The 22,605-nt window shown below is 60.9% G+C and carries 21 protein-coding genes; 3 read left to right on the top strand and 18 right to left on the bottom strand.

Features of this window, described 5'->3' with window-relative positions; translation table 11 throughout:
* Positions 1 to 61: 61 nt before the first annotated feature.
* Entirely contained in the window at positions 62 to 403 is a 342-nt protein-coding gene (locus OU993_RS19590; RefSeq protein ID WP_268160290.1) for a hypothetical protein, read from the top strand.
* 411 nt (positions 404 to 814) lie between these two features.
* Here OU993_RS19590 and OU993_RS19595 read toward each other — a convergent pair whose 3' ends face one another.
* The 8 genes from OU993_RS19595 to OU993_RS19630 form a co-directional block, all read right to left on the bottom strand.
* Positions 815 to 1,225 carry a DUF3830 family protein gene (locus OU993_RS19595; RefSeq protein ID WP_268160291.1) on the bottom strand — a complete coding sequence of 137 codons (411 nt, stop codon included), beginning with the start codon at positions 1,223 to 1,225 and terminating at the stop codon, positions 815 to 817.
* A gap of 21 nt (positions 1,226 to 1,246) precedes the next feature.
* A complete protein-coding gene (gene hydA, locus OU993_RS19600) occupies positions 1,247 to 2,656 on the bottom strand; it encodes a dihydropyrimidinase (RefSeq protein ID WP_268160292.1) in 1,410 nt (469 codons plus the stop codon).
* A gap of 10 nt (positions 2,657 to 2,666) precedes the next feature.
* Positions 2,667 to 3,395, bottom strand: a complete 729-nt coding sequence (locus tag OU993_RS19605) for an amino acid ABC transporter ATP-binding protein (RefSeq protein ID WP_268160294.1) — start codon at positions 3,393 to 3,395, stop codon at positions 2,667 to 2,669.
* Positions 3,395 to 6,322, bottom strand: a complete 2,928-nt coding sequence (locus OU993_RS19610; RefSeq protein WP_268160296.1) for an FAD-dependent oxidoreductase — start codon at positions 6,320 to 6,322, stop codon at positions 3,395 to 3,397. The genes OU993_RS19605 and OU993_RS19610 overlap by 1 nt, the downstream gene beginning before the upstream one ends.
* A 15-nt stretch (positions 6,323 to 6,337) precedes the next feature.
* Complete coding sequence (locus tag OU993_RS19615) at positions 6,338 to 7,228, bottom strand: dihydrodipicolinate synthase family protein (protein WP_268160298.1); 891 nt, start codon at positions 7,226 to 7,228, stop codon at positions 6,338 to 6,340.
* Between the two features lie 20 nt (positions 7,229 to 7,248).
* Positions 7,249 to 7,941, bottom strand: a complete 693-nt coding sequence (locus OU993_RS19620) for an amino acid ABC transporter permease (RefSeq protein WP_268160300.1) — start codon at positions 7,939 to 7,941, stop codon at positions 7,249 to 7,251.
* Positions 7,942 to 8,012: 71 nt separating this feature from the next.
* The gene (locus OU993_RS19625) at positions 8,013 to 8,837 is read right to left on the bottom strand and encodes an ABC transporter substrate-binding protein (RefSeq protein WP_268160301.1); all 825 of its coding nucleotides are present in this window, start codon (positions 8,835 to 8,837) and stop codon (positions 8,013 to 8,015) included.
* A 170-nt stretch (positions 8,838 to 9,007) separates the two neighbouring features.
* The gene (locus OU993_RS19630) at positions 9,008 to 9,649 is read right to left on the bottom strand and encodes a GntR family transcriptional regulator (RefSeq protein ID WP_268160303.1); all 642 of its coding nucleotides are present in this window, start codon (positions 9,647 to 9,649) and stop codon (positions 9,008 to 9,010) included.
* 116 nt (positions 9,650 to 9,765) lie between these two features.
* Between OU993_RS19630 and OU993_RS19635 the strand changes: the two genes are divergently transcribed.
* Positions 9,766 to 10,446 carry a GntR family transcriptional regulator gene (locus tag OU993_RS19635; RefSeq protein ID WP_268160305.1) on the top strand — a complete coding sequence of 227 codons (681 nt, stop codon included), beginning with the start codon at positions 9,766 to 9,768 and terminating at the stop codon, positions 10,444 to 10,446.
* A gap of 494 nt (positions 10,447 to 10,940) precedes the next feature.
* On the opposite strand, the gene OU993_RS19640 is transcribed toward OU993_RS19635, so the two are convergent.
* The 10 genes from OU993_RS19640 to OU993_RS19685 all read right to left on the bottom strand — a co-directional run bounded on the left by OU993_RS19640 (position 10,941) and on the right by OU993_RS19685 (position 21,780).
* Positions 10,941 to 12,446 (bottom strand): aldehyde dehydrogenase, encoded by a 1,506-nt coding sequence (locus OU993_RS19640; protein WP_268160307.1) that lies wholly within the window; start codon positions 12,444 to 12,446, stop codon positions 10,941 to 10,943.
* Positions 12,447 to 12,457: 11 nt separating this feature from the next.
* Positions 12,458 to 14,041, bottom strand: a complete 1,584-nt coding sequence (locus tag OU993_RS19645; RefSeq protein WP_442793016.1) for a GMC family oxidoreductase — start codon at positions 14,039 to 14,041, stop codon at positions 12,458 to 12,460.
* 59 nt (positions 14,042 to 14,100) lie between these two features.
* Positions 14,101 to 14,400: a putative quinol monooxygenase gene (locus OU993_RS19650; protein WP_268160311.1), complete on the bottom strand. Its 300-nt coding sequence runs from the start codon at positions 14,398 to 14,400 to the stop codon at positions 14,101 to 14,103.
* Positions 14,400 to 15,914: an amidase gene (locus tag OU993_RS19655; protein WP_268160313.1), complete on the bottom strand. Its 1,515-nt coding sequence runs from the start codon at positions 15,912 to 15,914 to the stop codon at positions 14,400 to 14,402. The genes OU993_RS19650 and OU993_RS19655 overlap by 1 nt, the downstream gene beginning before the upstream one ends.
* An 80-nt stretch (positions 15,915 to 15,994) precedes the next feature.
* A complete protein-coding gene (locus OU993_RS19660) occupies positions 15,995 to 16,699 on the bottom strand; it encodes an ABC transporter ATP-binding protein (protein ID WP_268160315.1) in 705 nt (234 codons plus the stop codon).
* On the bottom strand, positions 16,696 to 17,424 hold the full coding sequence (locus OU993_RS19665; RefSeq protein ID WP_268160316.1) for an ATP-binding cassette domain-containing protein: 729 nt from the start codon (positions 17,422 to 17,424) through the stop codon (positions 16,696 to 16,698). Before OU993_RS19665 ends, OU993_RS19660 begins: the two co-directional genes overlap by 4 nt.
* A complete protein-coding gene (locus OU993_RS19670) occupies positions 17,417 to 18,490 on the bottom strand; it encodes an ABC transporter permease subunit (protein ID WP_268160318.1) in 1,074 nt (357 codons plus the stop codon). The genes OU993_RS19665 and OU993_RS19670 overlap by 8 nt, the downstream gene beginning before the upstream one ends.
* Positions 18,490 to 19,356, bottom strand: a complete 867-nt coding sequence (locus OU993_RS19675; protein ID WP_268160320.1) for a branched-chain amino acid ABC transporter permease — start codon at positions 19,354 to 19,356, stop codon at positions 18,490 to 18,492. The genes OU993_RS19670 and OU993_RS19675 overlap by 1 nt, the downstream gene beginning before the upstream one ends.
* Positions 19,357 to 19,423: 67 nt before the next feature.
* Positions 19,424 to 20,662, bottom strand: a complete 1,239-nt coding sequence (locus tag OU993_RS19680; protein ID WP_268160322.1) for an urea ABC transporter substrate-binding protein — start codon at positions 20,660 to 20,662, stop codon at positions 19,424 to 19,426.
* 74 nt (positions 20,663 to 20,736) lie between these two features.
* A complete protein-coding gene (locus OU993_RS19685) occupies positions 20,737 to 21,780 on the bottom strand; it encodes a substrate-binding domain-containing protein (RefSeq protein WP_268160324.1) in 1,044 nt (347 codons plus the stop codon).
* A 277-nt stretch (positions 21,781 to 22,057) separates the two neighbouring features.
* Here OU993_RS19685 and OU993_RS19690 point away from each other — a divergent pair, with 277 nt between their 5' ends.
* On the top strand, positions 22,058 to 22,516 hold the full coding sequence (locus tag OU993_RS19690; RefSeq protein WP_268160326.1) for a MarR family winged helix-turn-helix transcriptional regulator: 459 nt from the start codon (positions 22,058 to 22,060) through the stop codon (positions 22,514 to 22,516).
* Positions 22,517 to 22,605: the final 89 nt, after the last annotated feature.

Genomic DNA, 22,605 nt, shown 5'->3' on the forward strand with positions numbered 1-22,605 from the left:
GACCGACTTCCCCCGCCAAAACCGTTCCGTTAGATTCGACAGTGACAGGAGAGGTGATCCCATGACCAATGCTTTTGACCAGGCACTGCAAAAGGCAACCGGCGGCTACCCAGTCGATACGCTGATCGTAACCAAAAACGAGGATGGCGAACCCGAAGTGTCCATGTTCGTCCTTGATGCGGACAATCAGCTGCTTCACGTCTCATATGACCCCGAGGGCGGTATCATATTTAAAACCGCTCAACAGGACGACTTGGTTTTCTCACGCCAACTCCTTGAGCGGATCGCGAAGATACAGGTTTTGGCGGACCGAAGATGGAAAGAGATCCAGCGTCATTGGGTGGACGACAAGGCGACCTGGGAGGGCTTTGAACATCTTATTGATACACCAAATATTCAATAAAACGGCCGCACCTGCGAATGTCTCCTAACTGCCGGATTTGAAAATGCCGCCGTACAAGCAAATGCAGCCACAAAGCCCTTTTTTGCAGTTGCGGCAACGGGAGACGATTACAATGTTAGGCCATCAGAACAGCAAGTTCACGACGACCTTGGCCAGAAGAGTGGACCTAATCTGATCAAGCCACACCCACATTAAGGTTTCGGTGCAAGCGGAGCAGCGGCTCCTAGAAGCGCAGAACGCCACGCCGCATCGACAGTTTATAAAGTAGAATCATGAATTTAATAAAAGCGGCATAGTCAGAATTATGGAACAATCACTGCAACTAAAGCTGGCCAAAAAGTTTTCTCCGGCCAGCGCGGATTACCGTTAGTTAGACCCATATGCTGCATATACAGCAGCCTGTGACTCACGTCATGCCACCTCAAAAATGATCTTGTGGGCACCCTCCCATAGGACCTTGTTGCCGAGGATCGGCAGCTTGTCGAGGTTGGAGGTGATCGTGATGAAGTGATTGCCTGCAAGCTGGCCCATCTTCGAGGAAAAGTCGACGCCGCCGTAGGCCAGCAGAATTTCCGTTTCGCTGATGCCACCCGGATAGAGAATGATGTGACCCGGTGCAGGGTGGCTGGTATGGTTTTCGTAGCCGACCCCGAAATTGTAGTCGCCGAGCGGGATCCACACGCCCTCGCCGGACCAGCGGACATGCACGATCTGGCCTTCATAGGGCAGGCGTTCGGCAAAGGCCTTGCAGGTTTGGGGTGCCTTTTCGGTTTCCAGTACCGCGTCGAAAACGAAGGGGCCGGCGGTAATCTTCAATTTCATGATGCTTTATCTCCAGTGGATTCAGGTTGAGGGGACGGGCCGTGTGCGGGCCGGCCGATAGCGGCCCTGGCCCTTGCGGCCCAAAAGTTCTCCGTCGCGGATCATGACGTGACCGCCGAGGATGACCGTCGTCGGCCATCCGGTCACCTCGATCCCCTCATAGGGCGAATAGTCGGCACCGTCATGCAGATCGGCGTGACGGATCCTGCGGGTCAGGCTGGGGTCCCAGATTGCGAGATCGGCATCGGCGCCGATGCCGATCGTGCCCTTCTGCGGATAGAGGCCATAGGTCTTGGCATGGTTCGTGGCGGAGAGCGCGACGAAGCGCGGCAGATCGATCCGCCCCTTCATGACGCCTTCCGAAAACAGGATCGGCAGGCGCGTCTCGACGCCCGGAATGCCGTTCGGAATGTGGCGGAAGCTCTGTCTGCCCTTCGCATTCAGCTTGCCGCGCTCGTCCTCGTAGCGGAACGGGCAGTGATCGGAGGAGAAGAGATCGAAGACGCCGGTCTCGATGCCGCGCCAGCAGTCGGCCTGCGCCGCCTTGTCGCGCGGCGGCGGCGAGCAGACGAACTTCGCCCCCTCCCAGTCCATACCGTCGAGATCGTCGGCCGTCAGCATCAGATATTGCGGGCAGGTTTCGCCCACCACCTTCAGGCCCCTCGCCCTAGCCCGCGAAATCTCCTCCATTGCCTCGCCGTTCGAGACATGCACGATGACGATCGGAACATCGGCAATTTCGGCGAGCGTCAGCGCGCGATGGGTGGCTTCGCGCTCCACGGCGACCGGCCGGGTCGCGGCATGCGCCCGCGGCGCCACGTCGCCGGCGGCTTCATGGCGGGCGATCAGGAAGCGGATCGCATCCTCGTTCTCGCAATGGACCATCACGGTCGCGCCGGTCGATCGCGCCACATCAAGGGTCTTCAGGATCTCGGCATCGTTGAGGCGCAGGCCTTCATAAGTCATGAAGACCTTCAGCGAGGCATAGCCATCAGCGGCGAGCGCCGACAGTTCCTGGCCGAGCAGCGTGTCCGTCGGATCGGAGACAATCAGATGAAAACTGACATCCGTGTAGCAACTGCCCTCGGCCAGAGCATGGTAGGCGTTGAGCGCCTCGCGCATCGGCCGGCCCTTTTCCTGCAGGCAGAAGGGCATGACGGTCGTATTGCCGCCGAAGATCGCCGAGCGCGTGCCGCTTTCGAAATCGTCCGCCATCACGATGCCGTCGCCGGAGGGCTGCGAGATGTGCACATGACTGTCGATCCCGCCGGGCAGGACATATTTGCCGGTGGCGTCGATCACCGGACCGTCGCTGGCAAGCCGTTCGCCGATCTGGACGATCCGGCCGTCACGGATGCCGATATCGGCTTGAAAGACATCGGAGGCGGTCGCAATCGTGCCGCCGCGGATCATCAGATCGAAAGTGGTCATCCCTGTGTCCTCAATGATGCAGGATCTTGCTGAGAAAGGCCTCGGCGCGCGGATTGCGGCCTTCGGTGAAAAATGCCTCCGTCGGCCGGTCCTCGACGATCTCGCCCTGGTCGATGAAGATCATGCGGCTCGCGACGCGGCGGGCAAACCCCATTTCGTGGGTCACGACCATCATGGTCATTCCCTCGCAGGCAAGGTTCGTCATCACATCGAGCACTTCCGAAATCATTTCCGGATCGAGCGCCGAGGTCGGCTCGTCGAACAGCATAGCCTTTGGGTTCATCGCGAGCGCGCGGGCAATCGCCACGCGCTGCTGCTGGCCGCCGGACAGCTGGCCCGGATATTTCTGCGCATGCCCGCTCATGCCCACCCGGTCGAGCAGGGTCATCGCCTGCTTTCTGGCGAGGCTTTCGGAGCGGCCGAGCACGATGCGCTGCGCGATCATGATGTTTTCCTCGATGCTGAGATGCGGAAACAGCTCGAAGTTCTGGAACACCAGGCCGACGCGCGAGCGCAGATCCGGCAGGTTGGTGGCCGGGTCGTTGACCTCGATGCCATCGACCTTGATCGAACCCTGCTGAATGGGCTCGAGCGCGTTCACGCACTTGATCAGCGTGGATTTGCCCGAACCAGACGGCCCGCAGACCACCACCACTTCGCCTTTCGACACATGCGTCGAGCAGTTCTTCAACACCGGATAGGTGCCGTAATACTTCGTCACGCCCGTGATTTCGATCATCATCGTCCTCCTTGGAAGCGGTGGATGGAAAAGGCCGACAGATCCCGCCCGGGATCGCGGCCGAGAACGAGCGCTGCGGTCAACTGCCCGACAATCGGCCCCAGCGTGTAGCCATTGGATGTCACGGCAGTGAAGACGCTCGGCATGGCCGGATGTTCGCCGAGGATCGGCGCCCCATCAATATTGATGTTCATGGCGGCCCAACTGCGGATCACATGCAGCTTGCGCAGCCCCGGAACGACATGCTGTGCCACCCAGAGATTGCCTTCCAGGCTGGAAAATAGCGGACGCGGATGACTGTGCACGGGATCGAGCCCGGCCGTCCAGCCACCGCCGATCAGAAAGTTCCCGTTGGCGGCCTGCTTGAGCGTTAGATGCCGATCGGCATGCGCGACGAGGTGGGAAATGGCGGGCGCGGCGGCCTCCGTTACCACCATCTGCAACGGCGCCCCGAACACGGGGATGTCGAGGCCGAGCATGGCGCCGATGCGCCCCGCAAACGCACCCGCGGCGTTGACGATGCGCCCTGCCCTCAGCCGGCCGCGCGACGTGACGATATCGAAGCCACGCACCTGCGCCTTGATGTCCAGGACCTCCGCTCTATCGAAAATGCGGGCGCCGGCCGCAACCGCGCCCTCCAGCATATGCCGGGTGGCGACGAGCGGATTGATCTTGCCCTCCATCGGGCAGTAGGCTGCGCCGATCATGGATTCGGAGAGAAGTGGCTCGAGCCGTCGCAACTCAGTCTCGCCAATGACATGACATTCGATGCCGTTTTCCCGCTCCACCCGTGTCTTTTCCTCAAGGAAGCGCAGATGGGCCTCCGTCTCGGCCACCATCAGGCCGCCAGTGATCTTCATCTCGAAATCGCGTCCGAGATGCGTTTCCAGCTGCTGCCAGAGGTCGATCGAATCCCGCTGCAGGGCAAGCGTCTGAGCGGCGGCCCCGCCGCCGCCTTCAGCCCGGGCGCCGTGATCGAAAGACAGAAGCTGCGCATGCAGGCTTCCCGCATTGCCGCCGGAGGCCAGGCCGCCGGGATAAGCGCGCTCCAGAACCACCACGTCCTCGCCGGCTTCCGCCAGAAACAGCGCCGTGGAGAGCCCCGCGATCCCCGCGCCGATCACCACGGTCGCGGCCTCGGAAAGTGGCAGCGGCGCAGGCGCGGGCAAGGGCTGGCGGTCCGGCAGCAGCGCCCGCTTGTGGCCGCCCCATTCGGGCTTCTCCACCGCCAGCGCCGCAAGGGGAACGGGCCGCAGCGGCATTTGCGGCGCAAGGAAGTCGGTCGTTTCGCTGCGTATCGGTTCGCCCAACGTGCGTTCGCCTCGGGCCGTTTCGACCAGCGCGGCGAGCGTGCGGCCGCAGTACCGGCTCTGGCAGCGGCCCATGCCCGCCCGCGTCAGGCGCTTCAGTGTGGCGATATCCGGTCTGCCCTGCCGGGTGACCTCAACAAGCGCGCCGGCCGCCACGCTTTCGCAACGGCAGACGATGGCCGTTTCCGGGATGGTGGAGGCTACCGCCGCCGGCGCAAAGAGATCCCACAGCGCCGCCTGGAAGGCTCTGGCACGGGTGAGCCGTCGCATCGCCGCCGGATCGGCGGGTGCCGTAAGCCCGAGCTTTTCGCCAATCGCAAGCCCGGCAAGCCGGCCTTGTGCCAGCGCCACCTGCGCGCCGCCAAACAGCCGCGCCTCCCCCACGATATGGACCGCGGCGAGCGAACTCTCGCCATTCTCGCGGCAATCCGCGACGAGCGTCCCGCCCCGCCCGACGGAATGGGTGCAACCGAGTAGGCGCGATACCTCGTTGGCAGGCGCGAAATCGCCGCCGATCAGCACGGTGTCGGCTTCGATCGTCGTTTTGATGCCGCCGCTCAAGAGAGTGACCGAGCGCACCCGGCCAGTTCCCGCGATGGCGTGAAGCTCGCTTTCGAAGGCCAGTTTCACGCCCGCCCGCTCCAACCGCGCGAGATCCTTCATCCCTTTCCATGCCAGCGCGGGATCGTGCCGCAGCAGCGCCGCGGCCTGGCGCGGCCGCTGCCATGGGGCGGGCGCCCTCTCCGCCAGACAGAGAACCTGTCCCCCCGCCTTCAGGATTTCGCCCGCGATCTGAATGTTGAGCGGACCATTGCCCGCGATGACGATCCTGCGGCCCGGCAGCACGCCATAGCTGCGTAGAAGCGTCTGCGCCGCTCCAGCCGTCATCACGCCCGGCAAGGTCCAGCCCGGCACGGGGGCCGGTCGTTCGAAGGCGCCCGTGGCGATCACCAGGAAGCGCGGATGGCAATAGAAGGCGCCTTCCGGGCCGAGGCAGGCGATAACCGGTTGTCCATCCTCTCCACGCGACGCGCCCCAGACGGTGACGGCGTGCAGGAAGCGGATACCAAGCGCAACGGCACGGCCAATTAGTGCGGCCCCTTCGCCGGCCTGCGCATCGGCCTGAAGCGACAGCCGGGCGGGCGCCGTCGCCGGCTGCTTGTAATACTGTCCGCCGGCCTTGGGGCGCTCATCGAGAACGGTGACGGATGCACCGGCGGAAGCGGCCGCAACCGCTGCCGCCAATCCCCCCGGCCCCGCGCCGATCACCAAGAGATCCATGGCGCGCGCCTCGATCCGATCGGGAAGAGGCTGCAAGGGGCCAAGCCCGGCATCGGCGATATCCGGCCGCGCCTGCTGCCGCTCAATGCACATGCCGTCGGTAACGGCACTCAGACAGGCACGCTGGCTGGTGCGCCCATCGATCGTCACCAGACAATCGTGACAGACGCCCATGCCGCAAAACTGGCCGCGCACCTCTCCCGCCGCATCCATGGAAAAGTCTGGGCGATCAAGCGATGCCATCAGCGCCGCAACGGAAAGGCCCAGCGCACAGCGATGCGGCTTTCCGTCGACATAAACCGTCGCTGTCGTGTCTTGCGGCGCGGAGACTGGCATCGTCAGGGCTCCGGATCAGTGTGCAAAGCGAAGACCGAACCGCTCGACCAGCGCCTGCATGGCGGCATCCTGTGCCGGCGGCAGGGGAAGGCGCGGCGGCAGCGGGGCGCCCGCCGCAAAACCCATATGGCCGAGCAGCGCCTTCGAGCCCGCCACATAGGCCTGCCCGCCGACCGCTTGAATGATCGGCAGCCATTCGAGATAAAGGGCGCGCGCCTCCTCGTAGCGCTTCTCGTCGGCAGCGAGTTCGAAGATCCGCGCCATCGGTCCCGGTGCGACATTCGAGGCCACGGCGACCCAACCCTGAGCCCCCATCACAAAGGATTCGAAGCCCAGGATCCCGCCGAACGGCGTCATCTTGTCACCGGCAAGGCGGACGATGTCGCGAATGCGGGTTACCTCCAGCGTCGACTCCTTGACGTAGTCGCAGCCATCGATTTCGGCGATGCGGGCCAAAAGGTCCGGCTTCATGTCGACATTGGAGGTGGCCGGATTGTTGTAGACCATGATCGGAATGGAAATCGCCGCAGCGATCTGGCGATAATGCTCCACCAGTTCGTCGTCGGTGGGCGTCGAATAGAAGGGCGGGATAATCATCACGCCGTCCGCGCCCATCTCCTCCGCCTTGCGGCTCAACCTCACCGCCTCGCGCGTGTCTTCGGCGCCCGTTCCGATCAGAACCGGCACACGGCCGGCGGCCGTTGCGATGACCGTGCGGGCGACCGCCTCCCAGTCTTCCGGTGACAACGACAGGAATTCGCCGGTGGAGCCGAGCGGGATCAGGCCATGCACACCCTCGCGGATTTGCCAGTCGGTGAAGGCTTCCAGTGCCGGCAGGTTGACCTTTCCCTGTTCGTCGACCGGCGTGATCATCACGGTGAAGACACCGCGAAATGGCTTGGACATGCGATTTCCCTTTTATGAATTCAGCGTTTTTCGGTGAGGCTGGCTACGGCGGTGGACTGACCGAAGTCCCGTTCGATACGGCGTTGCACGAAATCCCAGACCGAGGTGAGAAGGAGATAATAGAACGCGGCGACCGCGAAGAGTTCCAGCACCATGAACTTCTCCTGGATCAGCACCTGCGTGCGACGCAAAAGTTCTTCCATGGAGATCACCGAGGTCACGGAGGTCGTCTTGAGTAGACCGTTGACGGAATTGCCGAGCGGCGGAATGATGACCTTGAAAGCTTGCGGCATCACGATGTGGCGCATGATCTGGCGTTCCGTCATGCCGAGCGCGCGGGCCGCGCGCGACTGCCCGTCCGGGACGGCCTGAATGCCGGCGCGGATGATTTCCGCAAGATAAGCAGCCTCGTTCAGTGCAAGGCCGATCAGAGCCGCCTGGACGACGGAGAAGCGGATGCCCACCTGCGGCAAGGCCGTGTAGATGACGATCAGTTGCACCAGAAGCGGCGTGCCGCGAAACAGCCAGACATAGAAGACGCCGAGACTTCTGACGAGCCCGAGCTTGGAGCGGCGCATCAGGGCGATCAGCAGGCCGAGCATCAGACCGAAGACCAGCGAGACGGCGGTCAGCCAGATGGTGGTCAGGACGCCACCGAGAATGAACGGATTGACGAGATAGTCAAAGAAGCCGGACCAGCTCCAGAACGACATGAGGAGGCCTTTCTTGCCGCGGTGGATGGTGCCGGTCAAACACCGGCACCAGGGGGGCGTTCGCTGACGGATCAGCGGCCCGGTCCCTTGACGGAATAATCACCGGCCACCATCGGCAGGCCGTAACTGTCGAACAGCTTGGCAAGCGAGCCGTCCGCCTTCATCTCCTTCATCACGGCGGAGACGGCATCCGCCAGCTTCGGGCTCTTGAAGGCGACGGCCACCGGCGCTGGAAAGAGCCCGCTGACTGCACGGCGGAAATCGCCGCGCGTCTCGTATTCCTTGGCCACGCCGTCGATCGACACCACCCCTTCGACCTGACCGGCGCGCAGCGCCTGAAAGGCCAGCGCGAAGTTGTCGAAGGTCTGGATCGTCAGTCCCTTTTTGCCGGCAGCCTTCAGCTCGGCATCGAGCGCGCGCGTCTTCGTTTCCTCAAAGCCGCCGAGTTCGACGCCGACGCGAAGCCCGTCGAGCCCGTCTTTGTCCTTGATGCCGGTCTTGCCAACGGGAACCGATACGCTGATAGCCTGATCCTCGTAAGGGATCATCTGCATGATCTTGGCCCGCTCCGCGGTGAAGAAGATGCCGGTGTTGATCATGTCCCAGCGACCGGCCTGCAGGCCCGGAATCATCGCCGAGAATTCGATGCGGATATATTCCGGCTTCAGGCAAAGGCGCTTGGCGATCTCCTTACCGAGTTCAACGCGCATGCCCTTCAACTCGCCGGAGGAGTCAACGAACTGCAGTGGCGGTAGGGTGGGATTGGTGGCCATGACAAGCGTGCCGGGTTTGATCAACTCGGCTGCGTCGACCTTCGGCGCACAATCCTCGGCGAATGCGGCGGCCGCGCTGGCGACAAGCAGCGCGGAAGCAATCGAAAAAATGCGAAATGACATGGGGACCTCTGGCGATTTTTTGATCTTGTTTGAAACCAAGGAAGGATGCTTGCGCAATCGCATTCAATTGGTATACCAATTACATACACAAACAGCCGATCCTCCGCAAGCCCCTCTTTCGAGCCTGCCGCATGAACCAAAACGGACAGGAATACAGTCCCTCCCACGCCTTAATAGGAAGCGAGCACGTTCTGCCGCGCCTGCTCCAGATGCAGCGTCATCGCCGCGCGAGCAGCCTCTGCGTTTCGCGCCTTGAGCGCCCGCAGGATGGACTGGTGGTCGGACAGGCCGGGCTTGCGCTGTGCAAGCTTGCGCTGGCGCTCGAAGATCGTCGTGTAGCGCCGCATCTGAACAATAGTATCGGCCAGAAATGGATTGCCGCTCGCCTCGCCGACGCCCTGATGAAGTGCATGATCGAAGGACCAGACGAAGGCCGGGTCAGGATCGGGATCGGCCGCAATGGCATCGAGCATGGCCTCAAGGTCAGCAATGCGGGCGTCGTCGATGTGTTCGCAGGCCAGCGCGGCCGCACTCGGCTCAATCAGCAGACGCATGGCCATGCTGCACAGATAGTCGGCAAGCGTGATAACCCTGACCGTCAGCACGCCCTTGGCATTGCGTACCAAAAGTCCCTGCCCTTCCAGACGGCCAAGGGCATCGCGCATCGGCGAGCGGGAAACGCCGAGCCGATCCGCCATACGCCGCTCCTGCACGACGGAACCGCCGGTGAGTTGGGTCGAAAGGATCTCGTCCAGAAGCGTTCTGTAGGTTTCGTCGGCTAGACTCTTGTCTGTGCCTCGGCTCTCATCCATAGATCGCGGCTCCCCGTCCATCATCATGGTGCCTGCCATGGACTGAGGCAAAGGGCAAGAAAAGGCCATCGCGCACAGACGCGAAACATTGAATAATCCATGGCGGGAGCACAGACATGACACAGCCAGACACAGACATAGAGACCGACAGACCCGCACGGGTCAGCCACAAGCTTGCGGCCCAAGCTTATAATGCCGTGTCAGAGATGATCCGTCATCGCCGACTCGGCGGCGGCCATGTCATCGTGGAAGCACGGCTTGCCGAAACGCTCGGCATTTCCCGCACGCCGCTGCGCGAAGCGCTGCAGCGGCTGGAAGGCGAAGGTCTGGTGCACAAGGGAGACGGTCGTAATTATGTGGTGCGCCATGTGGATATTGGCGAATATATCCAAAGCCTGAAGCTTAGGCTGCTGATCGAGCCGCAGGCGGCAGTGGAGGCCATGGACAACATTCCAGGTCGCAAACTGATCGAAGTTCGCCGCGAAATCGACGAACTGATGGGCGCCACAATCTATCACACCGATGCCCACTGGTTCTCGGACGATCACCTGCACAACCTCATCATCGATTACTGCGGCAACGAGGTGATGGCCAAGGTGCTGCGTAACCTTCGCGCAACCACGCGCCTGTTCGAAATCGGCCGCCTGAAGGATCGGCTCACCCCTGATTCCACCGAGCATCTGCTGATTATCGACGCCCTCCAGCGCAAGAACGCCGAAGCATGCTACAGTGCCGTTGCCGCCCACATAGAAAGCCTGACCGCCTTCGCCAGAAGGCATATCAAGATGAACGAGTGATGCTATGGCGATCCACTCACCCGGAAGCCTGAGCCGCATTGATGGCTCTTGGAGGGCGTTGGTGCAGCGATCGAGTCTGGAGTTGAAATCGGCTTCAATGCGTGGATCGTCACTCGCAACGGCTTAGGAGATCGGCAATCGCGCAATAGCCGGTCTTCGGGAACAACCCCTCTCAAACGAAAAACTGCCCGCCGCAATCGGATTTGCAAGATGAACTCCAAGGCGACGAACTGGCCGGAATACGAAGTCGACCGGCGTCTGCTTGAAAGTCGGATGCTGTGGATGACACTTGAGGCAGTGTCGCCCTGGACAGGGCCTAAGCGGAAAACGCTCGGCGGCCATGCGACGTGCGTCCCCAGGAGAGCCCAACTTCGATCCACGCTTCCGCCAGCGAGGCGACGTCATCCGCCAACACCTGCAGACATTGGCGAGCGTTTAACCGAAGGCGGCCATCACTGCCGCATCACACCCGTGATGGTGTTCAGCAAGACATTCTAACATCCAATGGTAGCCCAAACGCTCTTGCTCTGGGTGTAGGAATTGAGCGCATCCATGCACTTGTCGCGTCCGTTGCCGCTCTCCTTCCAGCCACCAAATGGAAACTGCATATCACCGTTCATATAGCTGTTAATATAGACCATGCCGGCTTCCACATCGCGTGCGAAGCGGTGCGCCTTGCCGAGATCGGCTGTCCAGATGCCTGCAGCAAGCCCGAAATTGGTATCGTTGGCAGTAGCAATGGCCTCTTCAAAGCTGTCAAAGGCAATGATGCTTGCCACGGGGCCAAAAATTTCCTCGCGGGCGATCGCCATGTCGTTGCTCACATTGGCGAATATGGTCGGCGCGACGAAGGCGCCGCCTTCGAGACCCGCCGGAATGCCGCCACCGGTAATACAGGTCGCACCTGCCGATCGCCCGATATTGATGTAGTGCAGCACGCGCTCCTGCTGTTTCACATCCACCAGCGGCCCCATGCCGGTCGCGGCCAAAAGCGGATCTCCGGGCCGGTAGGAAGTTTCTGCCCGGGAGCGCAGCAATTCGATGAACTCGGGCAGGATTTCGCGCTGCACTAGGATACGGGAACCGGCACAGCAGACCTCGCCCTGATTGCCGAAAATGCCCATGGCCGCCCAGTCCGCCGCCATTGCCAGATCGGGCGCATCGGCCATAATAACATGCGGCGATTTTCCACCGCATTCGGTCGTTACCTTCTTCAGATTGGACTGCCCGGAATAGGTCATCATCAGCTTGCCCACCTCGACCGAGCCTGTGAAGGCAATCTTGGCAACGTCTGGGTGCAGCGCCAGCGCGCGCCCTGCATCCGGCCCATAGCCATTGACTACGTTGAACACGCCGGATGGCCCGCCGGCCTCTATAAAGAGGCGTGCCAGCAGCAGTGCGGAAAGAGGGGATTGCTCGGCTGGTTTCAAGACCACCGAATTGCCGGCGGCAAGTGCCGGTGCGATTTTCCAGACCGTCATCAGAAGCGGGTAGTTCCAGGGCACGATGCACCCTACCACGCCGAGCGGCTGATGGATGACATAGGACAGAACATCGTTCGCCGTTGCCCCGACGCTGCCTTGCAGTTTGTCGATGCATTCGGTGGTAAAGCGAAGGCAGGCAAGGGCAAGCGGCACGTCCACCGTAAGCATTTCGGAAATCGGCTTGCCCATGTCCAGCGTGTCGAGCAGCGCAAATTCTTCCGACTGCGCCTCGATGAGATCCGCAAAGCGGTAAAGCACCGCCATGCGCTGGCGCGGGATCATGCGCGACCATACACCAGCGCGAAAGGCTTTTGCGGCGCTTCTCACCGCGCGGTCTACGTCGTCGCTGCCGCCGCGTGCGACCTCTGCCAGCACCGCTCCGGTAGCGGGATTGATGCTTTGGAACACCGCCCCCGAGACGGCCGCAGAAAAATCACCGTCGATAAAGAGGCGACCCTCCGGCTTCAGGGAATGGGCCTTGTCGTGCCAGCTATTGAACTGCGCATTGATGGACATGGATAACCTCCTCAGTGGGCCAGGATCTTCTGACAGGCGCGCTCGGCAAGCATAATGGTCGGAGCGTTGAGATTGCCCGACACCATGATCGGGATGGCCGAAGCATCGGCCACGTAGAGCCCTTCAAGGCCGTGTACCGCCATGCTTGCCGGATCGGTCACGGCCATAGCGTCCACGCCCATGCGGCAGGTGCTGGACGGATGATAAAGCGTCGTCATGTGGCCGCGAATGTAATCTTCGAGTTCCGCGCCGGAATGGCATTCCGCGCTTGGCGTCAGTTCGTAGTCCACCAGATCGCGAATGGGAGACGTGGCAAGAATTTGCCTGTTGATGCGGATACCCCTGACCAGTGTCGCAAGATCGCTGCCATCAGGATCGGAGGCAAAGTACCGCGGGTCGATGGCAGGATGCTCGGTCGGGTCGGCGGATCGCAGGCGGATCTCGCCGCGGCTCTTGGGGCGCTGCAGCACGCAGTGCGCGGTGATCCCGGAGCGTCCGCCGAGAAAGCGGGCATAGTCCCGGTGCGGCGAGATGGCGCCATATAATTGCAGGTCCGGATCGATGCCGGGTTGGCTGCAAACATGCGCACCCGCCGCCACCCAGGGCGAGGTGCGGATACCTGTCCTGTGGTCGCACCACTGGGCGAAGCTGTCGGATAAAACATCCTCCGTCCATGCACCAATCCCCATGGGCTTGCGGGTATAGACTGTGATGGGAATATTGATATGGTCCTGCAGATCCTTTCCAACACCTGGCAGGTCATGGCGGGGCTGCACACCGACTTCATGCAACTCGTCTGCAGGACCTATCCCTGAGAGCATCATGATCTGACATGTTCCGATAGCACCCGCGGCCATGACGACTTCACTGTCGGCATATGCGGTATGCGCCACCCCATTGGCCAGATAGCGCACGCCGGTGATCCGGCGCCCTTCGAGGACGAGGCCGGTCACCAGGACACCCTTATGGATACTCAGGTTCGGCCGTTGCATGGCCGGGTGCAGATAGGCCTTGGCTGCTCCCCACCGCTCACCATCGCGGATCGTGAACTGGAAGAGCCCGGCACCTTCCTGGCTTTCACCATTGAAATCTTCATTGCGGCGATAACCGGCCGCCTCCGCTGCATCCAACCATAGCCGCTCATGCCGATCGACATGCGTGACGTTTTCCACATGCAGCGGCCCGCCGGTGCCGTGGTGCGGATTGTCTGGAAAATTTGCATTGTCTTCGCTGGCGATAAAGGCGGGTCGTACATCCTTCCATCCCCAACCCGCACAGCCGGCCGCCTGCCAGGCATCGTAATCGCTGGGCAGACCCCGAATATAGATCATCGCGTTCAATGCGCTGGAACCGCCCACCATCTTCCCGCGCGGCCAGAAGATGCGCCGGCCACGGCAGCCCGCCTGCGGCTCTGTGTGGTAGCCCCAATCGGCCCGCGTGTTGAACATGGTCACCCAGTCCGAGGGGATATCGGAGGCGAGCGGCGCATCCTGGCCTGCCTCGAGAACAAGCACACGGCGACCTGGATCGACGCTGAGCCGCAGCGCCGCAACGCAACCGGCAGACCCTGCGCCAACGATGATGGTATCGTAAATGGTCATTGGCCACTCCTTCAGGAAAACAGGCCGGCAGCGTCGGGCTGCCAGCCTGCTGCTCACGGTCTGGCGGAGGTCTCCAGTGCTGTGACAAGCGTCACAGGTCCATCGAGAATGGGCTGGACGCGATCGAAGAAGGCCGCCACAGCCGAAGATGCGTTATGCCTGTCCATCGCCGCCTGGTCCGTAAAACGCTCATAGGTGGTGAAGACGCATGGATCCGTATCACCCTGGGCAATGAAGAATCCCATCGTGTCCGGTTCGTGTGCGTGGACATAGTCTGCCACTGCCTGCAGCGCATCGCGCATCCCGGCTTCCTGTCCTGCCTTCACCCGAATGATGGCCGTGATCGTTCGCATCAGAAGGTTTTCCAGTCGCCATCCGCCTCAAAGGCGCTGGCCGCCTGATAGATCGTGGCTTCCGCATAATCCTTGCCGATCAGCATCAGGCCAACCGGCAGCCCGTCCGACAGTCCGCAGGGGATCGACATGGCAGGATGACCGGTCACGTCGAAGGGGCTTGTGGAAGCGGTCATCTCGAAGGCGCGGGTCACGACCTCCGCAAGCGGGGCATCCTTGCCCGGGAGCGGTGTGGAAACGCAGGGAAGCGTCGGCATCAACAGCAGGTCGTATTCGCCGAATACGGCATCATAGGCAGCCTTCGCAGCGATGGCGATGTTGCGGGACTTGGCATAGTAGCGGCCCCGATAGTGAGACAGGCCCCACTGGCCCACCAGCATGGTCAGCTTCAGTGTCTGGGAAAGATCGTCGGCCTTCTGCCGCCAACCCGCATGCGCATCCAGAAGGCCAACGTCATAGAGGCCCTTCCAGTTGAAGCCCATGCCGTTGCCATGCATCATCTGCATGACGAAGCCTTCGAGTGTGATGGGGTTCCAGGCCGCCAGCGCCGTCAGGTGCGCCGGAATAGAAACCTCTGTTACCTTCGCCCCCATGGCCGCAAAACGCTCGGCCCCGGCGCGAACCTTTGCCTCGACTTCCGGCTGAAGATTGGGCAATTGGAAGCCTTCCTTCAGAATACCAATCTTCAAACCCTCGACGCCCTTGCCGAGCGCCTGCGTGTATGCAGAAACCTGCGGTGAATACTGGCGCGGATCCAGCCCGTCTGCACCGGCCAGCACCTCCAGCAGCAGGGCATTGTCGGCAACGGAGGCCGTCATCGGGCCGGTATGGTCGACGGTCGATTCAATCGGCATCACGCCGGTGTAGGGAACGAGGCCGTGTGTCGGCTTCATGCCGTAAATGCCGCAATAGGAGGCGGGAATGCGGATCGAGCCGCCCTGATCGCCACCGATTGCCATGTCCACTTCGCCAGCGGCCACCAGCGCCGCCGAGCCGGAGGAGGAGCCGCCTGCCGAATAGCCCATGCGCCAGGGATTATGCACCGGACCCGGATCGGAAGTATGGCTGCCGCCGGAGAGGCAGAAATGTTCGCAGACCGCCTTGCCGAGAATGGTAGCGCCCGCGTCCAGCATGCGGGTCACGATGGTGGCGTCAGCGGCGGGAATGAAACCCTCAAGCGTGGTTGAGCCGTTCATCATCGGCACGCCTGCCAGCGCCACATTATCCTTGAGCACAACCGTCTTGCCTTTAAGCTTGCCTTCGGCTGCACCCTTGACTTCGCTTTTGATCGCCCATGCGCCAAAGGCATTGTCTGCCGGTTCCGGTTTCGCGCCTGGGGTGCGCGGATATTTCACCGGCGGCACAGGGTTGGGCAGAGCATCGATGATGTCGTATGCATCGAACATGCCGCCCATCAGCCCCTGATATTCGGCGGCCTCCTCCAGTGACATGGTCATGTGAAGACTTGCAGCGAGATCTGCAACATCCTCAATGGTCGGGCGTGTAATGGACATGGGTTATCCTTTCCTGTTGTGACAAGAGTGTTGAACGTCAGTGATGGGGTGGAGCGGGAGAGCGGACCTCCCGCGCGGGCTCAGGCCATGGCGCCCATGCCGACCTCTCCGGCCAGAAGGGCTTGCCTGTCCAGTTCGCCGGTCATGCGACCTTTCTGGATATGCAGGATGCGATCACACAGAGAGGTGATGAATTCGAGATTCTGCTCAACGACCACCAGCGAAAGCTGCCAGCGTTGCCGCAGAGCCAGAAGCGTCTCGATCATTTCCTCAATGATCGAAGGCTGAATGCCTTCCGTGGGCTCGTCGAGAAGGATCAGGCGCGGACGGGTGCAAAGGCAGCGCGCCAGCGCCAGAAGCTGCTGCTCCCCGCCGGAGAGCGCGCCGCCGCGCCGGTCAAGCAGGCGAACCAGCCGTGGGAAATCCTGCAAGACCATGTCGATCATCGCCTTGTCTTCCTTAGGTGCCGAAGCGAGGCCCATGCGCAGATTGTCGATGACGCTGAGGTCTGGAAAGATCTCACGTCCCTGCGGCACCAGCCCTAGGCCGAGGCGCGAGCGTTCGAACGGCTTCATCTGGGTCATGGGTTTGCCCTGAAACTCCACCGAACCGGCAGTGGCTGGCAGGTGCCCCATCAGGGTACGCATCAGCGTCGTCTTGCCCATGCCATTGTGGCCAAGAATGCCCAGATACTCGCCTTGCGCCATCGTCATGTCGATGCCAGCGAGGATCGGAATGCGTCCGTAACCGGAGCGTAGGCCCTTCACGTCAAGCAGCGTCGTCATGCGGCAACCTTCTTTCCGAGATAGACATCACGCACCCGCTGGTCGGCCAGAACCGTGTCGACGGTATCCTCGATCAGAACGCGCCCCTGGTGGAACACCGTCACCGTCTTGGCGATCAGCCGGATGAAAGCCATATCGTGCTCGACCACGACAATGGCGCGCGACTGGTTGATGTCGCGGATAATATCGGCAGTGCGGAGCGTTTCCTCATCAGTCATGCCTGCTGCCGGTTCGTCGAGCAGAATGAGGTCCGGTTCGGCTGCCAGCACCATGCCGATTTCCACCCATTGCCGCTGGCCATGCGAAAGCGTGGCGACGATCCGTTCGCTTTCCGGTGTTAGCCGGATCAAGTCCAGAACGCTTGCCACGAGTTTTGGCAGACCGTTGGGAGTGGCCTTGCGGCGGGCGGCAAGCCAGATGTTTTCGCGCACCGAAAGACCGTTGAAGACATTGGGCACCTGCGTCTTGATGCCGATGCCCATGCGGGCGATTTCGTGCGGAAGCTTGCCAGTGATCGGTTGCCCTCGAAACGCGATGGTGCCGGAGGTCGGTGTCTGCTGGCCGGTCAGCGATTTGAAGAAGGTACTCTTTCCCGCTCCGTTCGGGCCGATCAGGCAGCGCAGCTCCATTTCCTGAAGCGTGAAGCAGATATCGTCATTGGCAACGACGCCACCGAACCGCATGGTGAGGTGTTCCGTTTTCAGAAGAGGTGTCAGTTCAGCCATGTGACGATGCTCCTGCCGGGTGTAAATTGCCGGGGGCCGCAGTCAGCCCGGCTGTGACGCCGCTCCCGGCTTGCGGCTTTTTAGCCATCAGCCGCAGGATCAGATCGCGAATGGTGGGAACGAGCCCCTTGGGTAGCAGCAGAACAAAGACGATCAGGACTGCACCGAGAACCAGGTTGGAATTGAAGGTCTGCTGCGAGCCGATGCTGGCAACGATGTACTGGATCAGGAAACATCCGAGCACTGGCCCAAGCAGTGTTCCAAGGCCGCCGATGGTGATCCAGATGATGATTTCCGCCGATAGCGACAGGCTGAAAATGGTCGGTCCGACAAAGGCACCCCAATTCACGTAAAGGGCGCCTGCGAGTCCAGCCACCGCCCCGCCGATGATAAAGCTGATGAGCCGGATCATACGCGGATCGTAACCCAGCAACGAGGCGCGTGTTTCATTTTCGCGAACGGCCACGACTACCCGCCCGAACGGGCTTGCCAGCAACAGGCGAAGGCCCAGATAGACGATGAGAAGAATGCTGCCGGTCGCCCACCACGATGCTTCCGGCGAGAGCGGACTTTCGGGATCGAAGGGCATGTTGAAGGTGGGAACCGCCGGAATGCCGTTGAAACCGCCAAGCATGGCCGTGCCGATGTGGTATTCGTCGCCGGATGTGGAGTTGATGACGTTGAACAGGATCAGCGTGACAGTCAGCGTTATGACACCGAGATAGACATCGGAAATGCGGCCATAGAAGACGAAGTAGCCCAGGATGGCGGCAAAGACGCCGGGAATGAAGACGGCCAGCAGGATTCCTTGTGTGGAATCCTGAAAGTTGATGGCCGCAATCGCATAGGTATAGCCGCCAAGGCCGAAGAAGGCTGTCTGGCCGAAGGAAAGGATTCCGCCATACCCCCAGATGAAGGCAAGGCTGAGCGAAAGCACCGCCATGGCGGCAAAGAGCGTGACTTGCATCAAGGTGAAGATTTCCAGGTAACCCGGCGCAAGCGCGATGCCGATTGCCGCGATTGCGACCGCAAGCGCCTGCGCAATGAGGCTGAGACGGTGAGTCATTACAGATTCCCCTTCAAGAACCGGCCCGATATGCCTTGAGGCAGAAGGCGAATGAGAACGATGGCGGCTGTAAAGACAATGACCTCGCCATAGACAGGGGTGGTGAAATAGGCACCGATCTGGTTCAGCGAGCCGAACAGCGTGGATGCAGACAGCGTGCCGGACAGCATGGCTGCACCGCCGCCCACCACCGTGATGAATGCCTTGGCCACATAGGCCCCGCCCATGACCGGCGTGATGCCGGAAACCGGCGCAAGCAGACCGCCCGCAAGCCCCGTAACCGCAGCCCCGGCTGCAAACGTGCCCATGTAGACGCGGGCCGGATTGATGCCGAGCGTATTGGCCATGGCCGGGTTCTGCATGGTGGCGCGGGCAATGAGGCCAAGCCTCGTATGTCGCATCACGCCATAGACGATCGCCATCATCACCAGCGCCATGGCAAGCAGAAACAGCGTGTAGTAGCTGGACCGGTAGCTGCCGATGGAAAAGCCACCGAGCGGTGTCGGCACCCCCTGGATCGTATTGCCGAAAACCGTCGTCACAATGCCGATGATAAGCAGGCTCAGGCCCCAGGTGGCCAGCATCGAATCCACCAGCCGTCCGTAGAGGAAACGGATGAGGCAGCGTTCGATCAGCAATCCCACCAGCCCGACGAAGAGCGGTGCGATCAGCAGCATGGCGATCCAGATATTGATCCCGGCATTGGTGGAAATGACTGTGGCGTAAGCGCCTAGCATGATGAACTCGCCATGAGCGAGATTGATGATCTTCATCATGCCGAAGATGATTGCGAGACCGAGGCAGAGCAGAAACAGCGATGCCGTGCCGTTGATCACGTCAAGCAGAAGAATGAGGTAGATCTCCATATCGACCCTTCGCCTCCTGGAGCAGGGATGGGAGGCGGCGCACATCGCGCCGCCCGTTGGATCGCGATTAGAGATTGATGACGTACTGCTTGGTGTCGTTGGGGTTCTTCACCAGATCGCAGACGCTGGCCGTATCGAGCGGCTTCACATCCGGGTAGCTCTCGAGCACCGACCATTTGCGATCCTTGACCTCGGCCAGAAACGCATTGCGGGTCGTATGGTGCGTTGCCTTGTCGATCAGTACTTTGCCGCTTGGGCCATCGAAGGAAATGCCTCCTTCCAGCGCCTCGATCAGCTTCATCCGGTCGATCGACTCGGCTTTCTTTACGCCAAGCGCCCACAGGTGCACGCCCTCATAGGTGGCCGCAGCCAGTTCGCTGATATAGGGGGTGTTCGGTTGCGCCTTCTTGATTTTCTCGACGAAGGACTTGCTGGCCTGCGTATCCAGTTCCTCGAAATAGCCATAGGCACCGAGAATGTTCTCGCTCTCGGCGGCGTCCAGCGTCGAAGGTTCGTTGACGAGGCCGAAGGTGGTGGAGGCGATCGGGATCTGGCTCTTCATGCCTGCCGAGGCCCACTGCCGGTAGAAGGCTGTGTGATTGCCGCCAACCAGCGCCGAAAGGATCAGATCCGGCTTGGCTGCCTGGATCTTGGAGATCGTCGGGCCGAAATTCGTGACATCCAGGGGGAAAAAGTCGATCGAAAGAACCTCGCCGCCATTGTCCTTGACGTATTTCGTCATCCACTTGGCGGTAATCTGGCCGTAATTGTAATCGGCTGCGATGATGTAGGCCTTCTTGCCGGCCTTCTTCATGGCGCTGGGAACGAGCTTTTCAACCGTCTGTGCAGGTGTGGTGCCGGTGCAGAACGTGTTGCGGTCACAGACCCCGCCCTCATACAGCACGTTATAGAAATACGGCACCTTGAAGCGGTCGAAGGTCGGGCGGACAGCCTCGCGCGAAGCGGAGGTGATCCCGCCATGCACGACGGCCACCTTGTCCTTCAGCGCCAACTGCTGCGCATACTGCGAATACATCTGGATGTTCGATTGCGTATCGTAATGAATGACCTTGACCGGACGCCCGATCAGGCCGCCCGCCGCATTGATTTCCTCCACAGCGAGATTGAGTGCATAGACCATCGGCGTGCCGGATGCAGCAAGCGGGCCGGACTGGTCGTGCAGCGCGCCAAGGAGAATGGGATTGTCGGCGGCCAAGGCGCTGTAGCGCATGATGGCGGGCGCGCCGATCAGCGCGGCGGAGGTCAGGGCGGAGCGATGCAGGAAGTGGCGGCGCGACAGGATCATGGTTTAGTTCCCCTTGGTTATAATCACCATAGGGTTATTTAATATTGCAATATTTGAAAAAGCAACTAGTTTTATTAAAGTCCCGTCATGATCGAAAATTGGTAGCCATCCAAGCGCGCCACATGCACGGGATGACGGCTGCCAACGGCTGGCGTGGTTTCAAGACCGCGGGCCGTCTTGCGCATCGGAACGCGGCCAAACAGCTTTTTCAGAAGCCGCACATCGAAGCTTCCGGCTTCCTCGACCATGGCAGCCAGTGAGTAGATCCCCTCGTAGCAGGATTGGCCGAAAGCGTTGGCGGGAGGCGGATTTTCGCCGTAGGCGGTGTGGTAGCGTTCAAGGAACGCGCCGTTGTTGCGCGAACGGATCGCGGCGAAATAGGCCGAAGACACATAGACGTTCTCGGTCTCCTCTTCGCGCAGCCCGTAGACCACAGTTTCGTCTATCGCCGAACTGAAGCGCAGGACACGAGGCGACAGCCCGACGTCGCAAAATGCACGATTGAAGGAAATGTTGTCCGAGCCCAGAAAATAGGGAAGAACCGCGTCGGAACGGGTAGTTCGGATACGGTCGAGGATCTCGTCATAATCCGCAACGCCCACCGGAACATAGATTTCGCCAGTGACGATGCCACCGGAGCGTTCAATCAGCGTGCGGGCAATTTGCAGGCTGCAACGCGGCCAGATGTAATCATTTCCGCAGAGAAAGAAGCGGCGAGCACCCTTGCGCTCCATCAGCCAACGCAAGGCGGGGGATATCAGTTCGTCGGCGGTCTCCCCGGTCGTCATGACGCTTCCCGCAAATCCCTCGAATTGCGGTGTATAGACAAGTGGAACGCGGTCGCTGGTCACGCGTGCCACCGAATCGCGCGCATAGCTAGGGATCATCGAAACGACACCGGAAACCCTCTGTTCCCGAACCGCCCGACTGGCCGCGTCTGCAGCCGATTGCGCGGACAGGCCCGCATCGATGACATGGAGTTCAACATGTCGCTTTAGAATACCGCTCTGCCTGTTGATCTCGTCAACCGCCAGCCGACCACAAGCTTCCGCCGACGGCCCCCAAAGGCCAGCCGAGCCCTGTTGCGCAATCAGCAGACCTATCCGGACAGTGTTCACGTTCAGAACGCCCCTGCGTGGTGGATTCTGTCACATAGCCAAGAAAGGAAGCATGAACCATGCCAGATCTTTAAACCTGACCTCAGGCATCCGAAAGCGGGCTGCACTTGCTTTCTGGCCGGTCCAATCATGCGGCCCGGCTTAAAATTTCGGCATCGAGAGGAGATAAGTCGCTCAATCTCTGAGCATGAAACGGCATGCAGAGACTTGCCTGATGTCTTCAAAAAATTATATGTAGTAGAAAATGTTGAAAATCGTTGCAACCTGGAGGCACCCAATGCAACTGTCGAATCTGATTTGCGGTGTGAACCGCCAGATCGAGCAGACCCTTGATACCGGCCTCAGATCGCACGGTCTTTCAATCGAACAGTATCGCGTGCTGCAGGCCGTCAATGCGGAGAACGGCGTCGCGATGGGCGATCTCGCAACTCGCGTCTTTGTCGATTCCCCCACACTTACGAAGATCATCGATAAAATGGTCGCGTCAGCCGATGTCTATCGCGGCCCTGACCCGCGCGACCGTCGCCGCGTCCTGATTTTCCTGTCGGACAAGGGCGCAGCACGGCTTGAAGCGGTGCGCTCGATTGGGGTGCATCTCGAGCGGCAACTGGCTGAGCTTCTTGGGCACGAGCAAGCAGACTTTCTGCGTCATTTGAGAGCCATATTGGCGAATGCTAGAAGACCGACATCCTCGGCGGACGAAAAGACAGACCAACAGCCCACACGAGGTATCTGACGTACCCGTGATGATCGGCTTGGTGATTGCGCTTGCCGGGTCTTGATGGGATTAGAACCCTCTTCCCTCATTTAATGTCGGGAGTTTCC

The organism is Rhizobium sp. SL86, from assembly GCF_026672545.1.
Lineage (GTDB): Bacteria > Pseudomonadota > Alphaproteobacteria > Rhizobiales > Rhizobiaceae > Neorhizobium.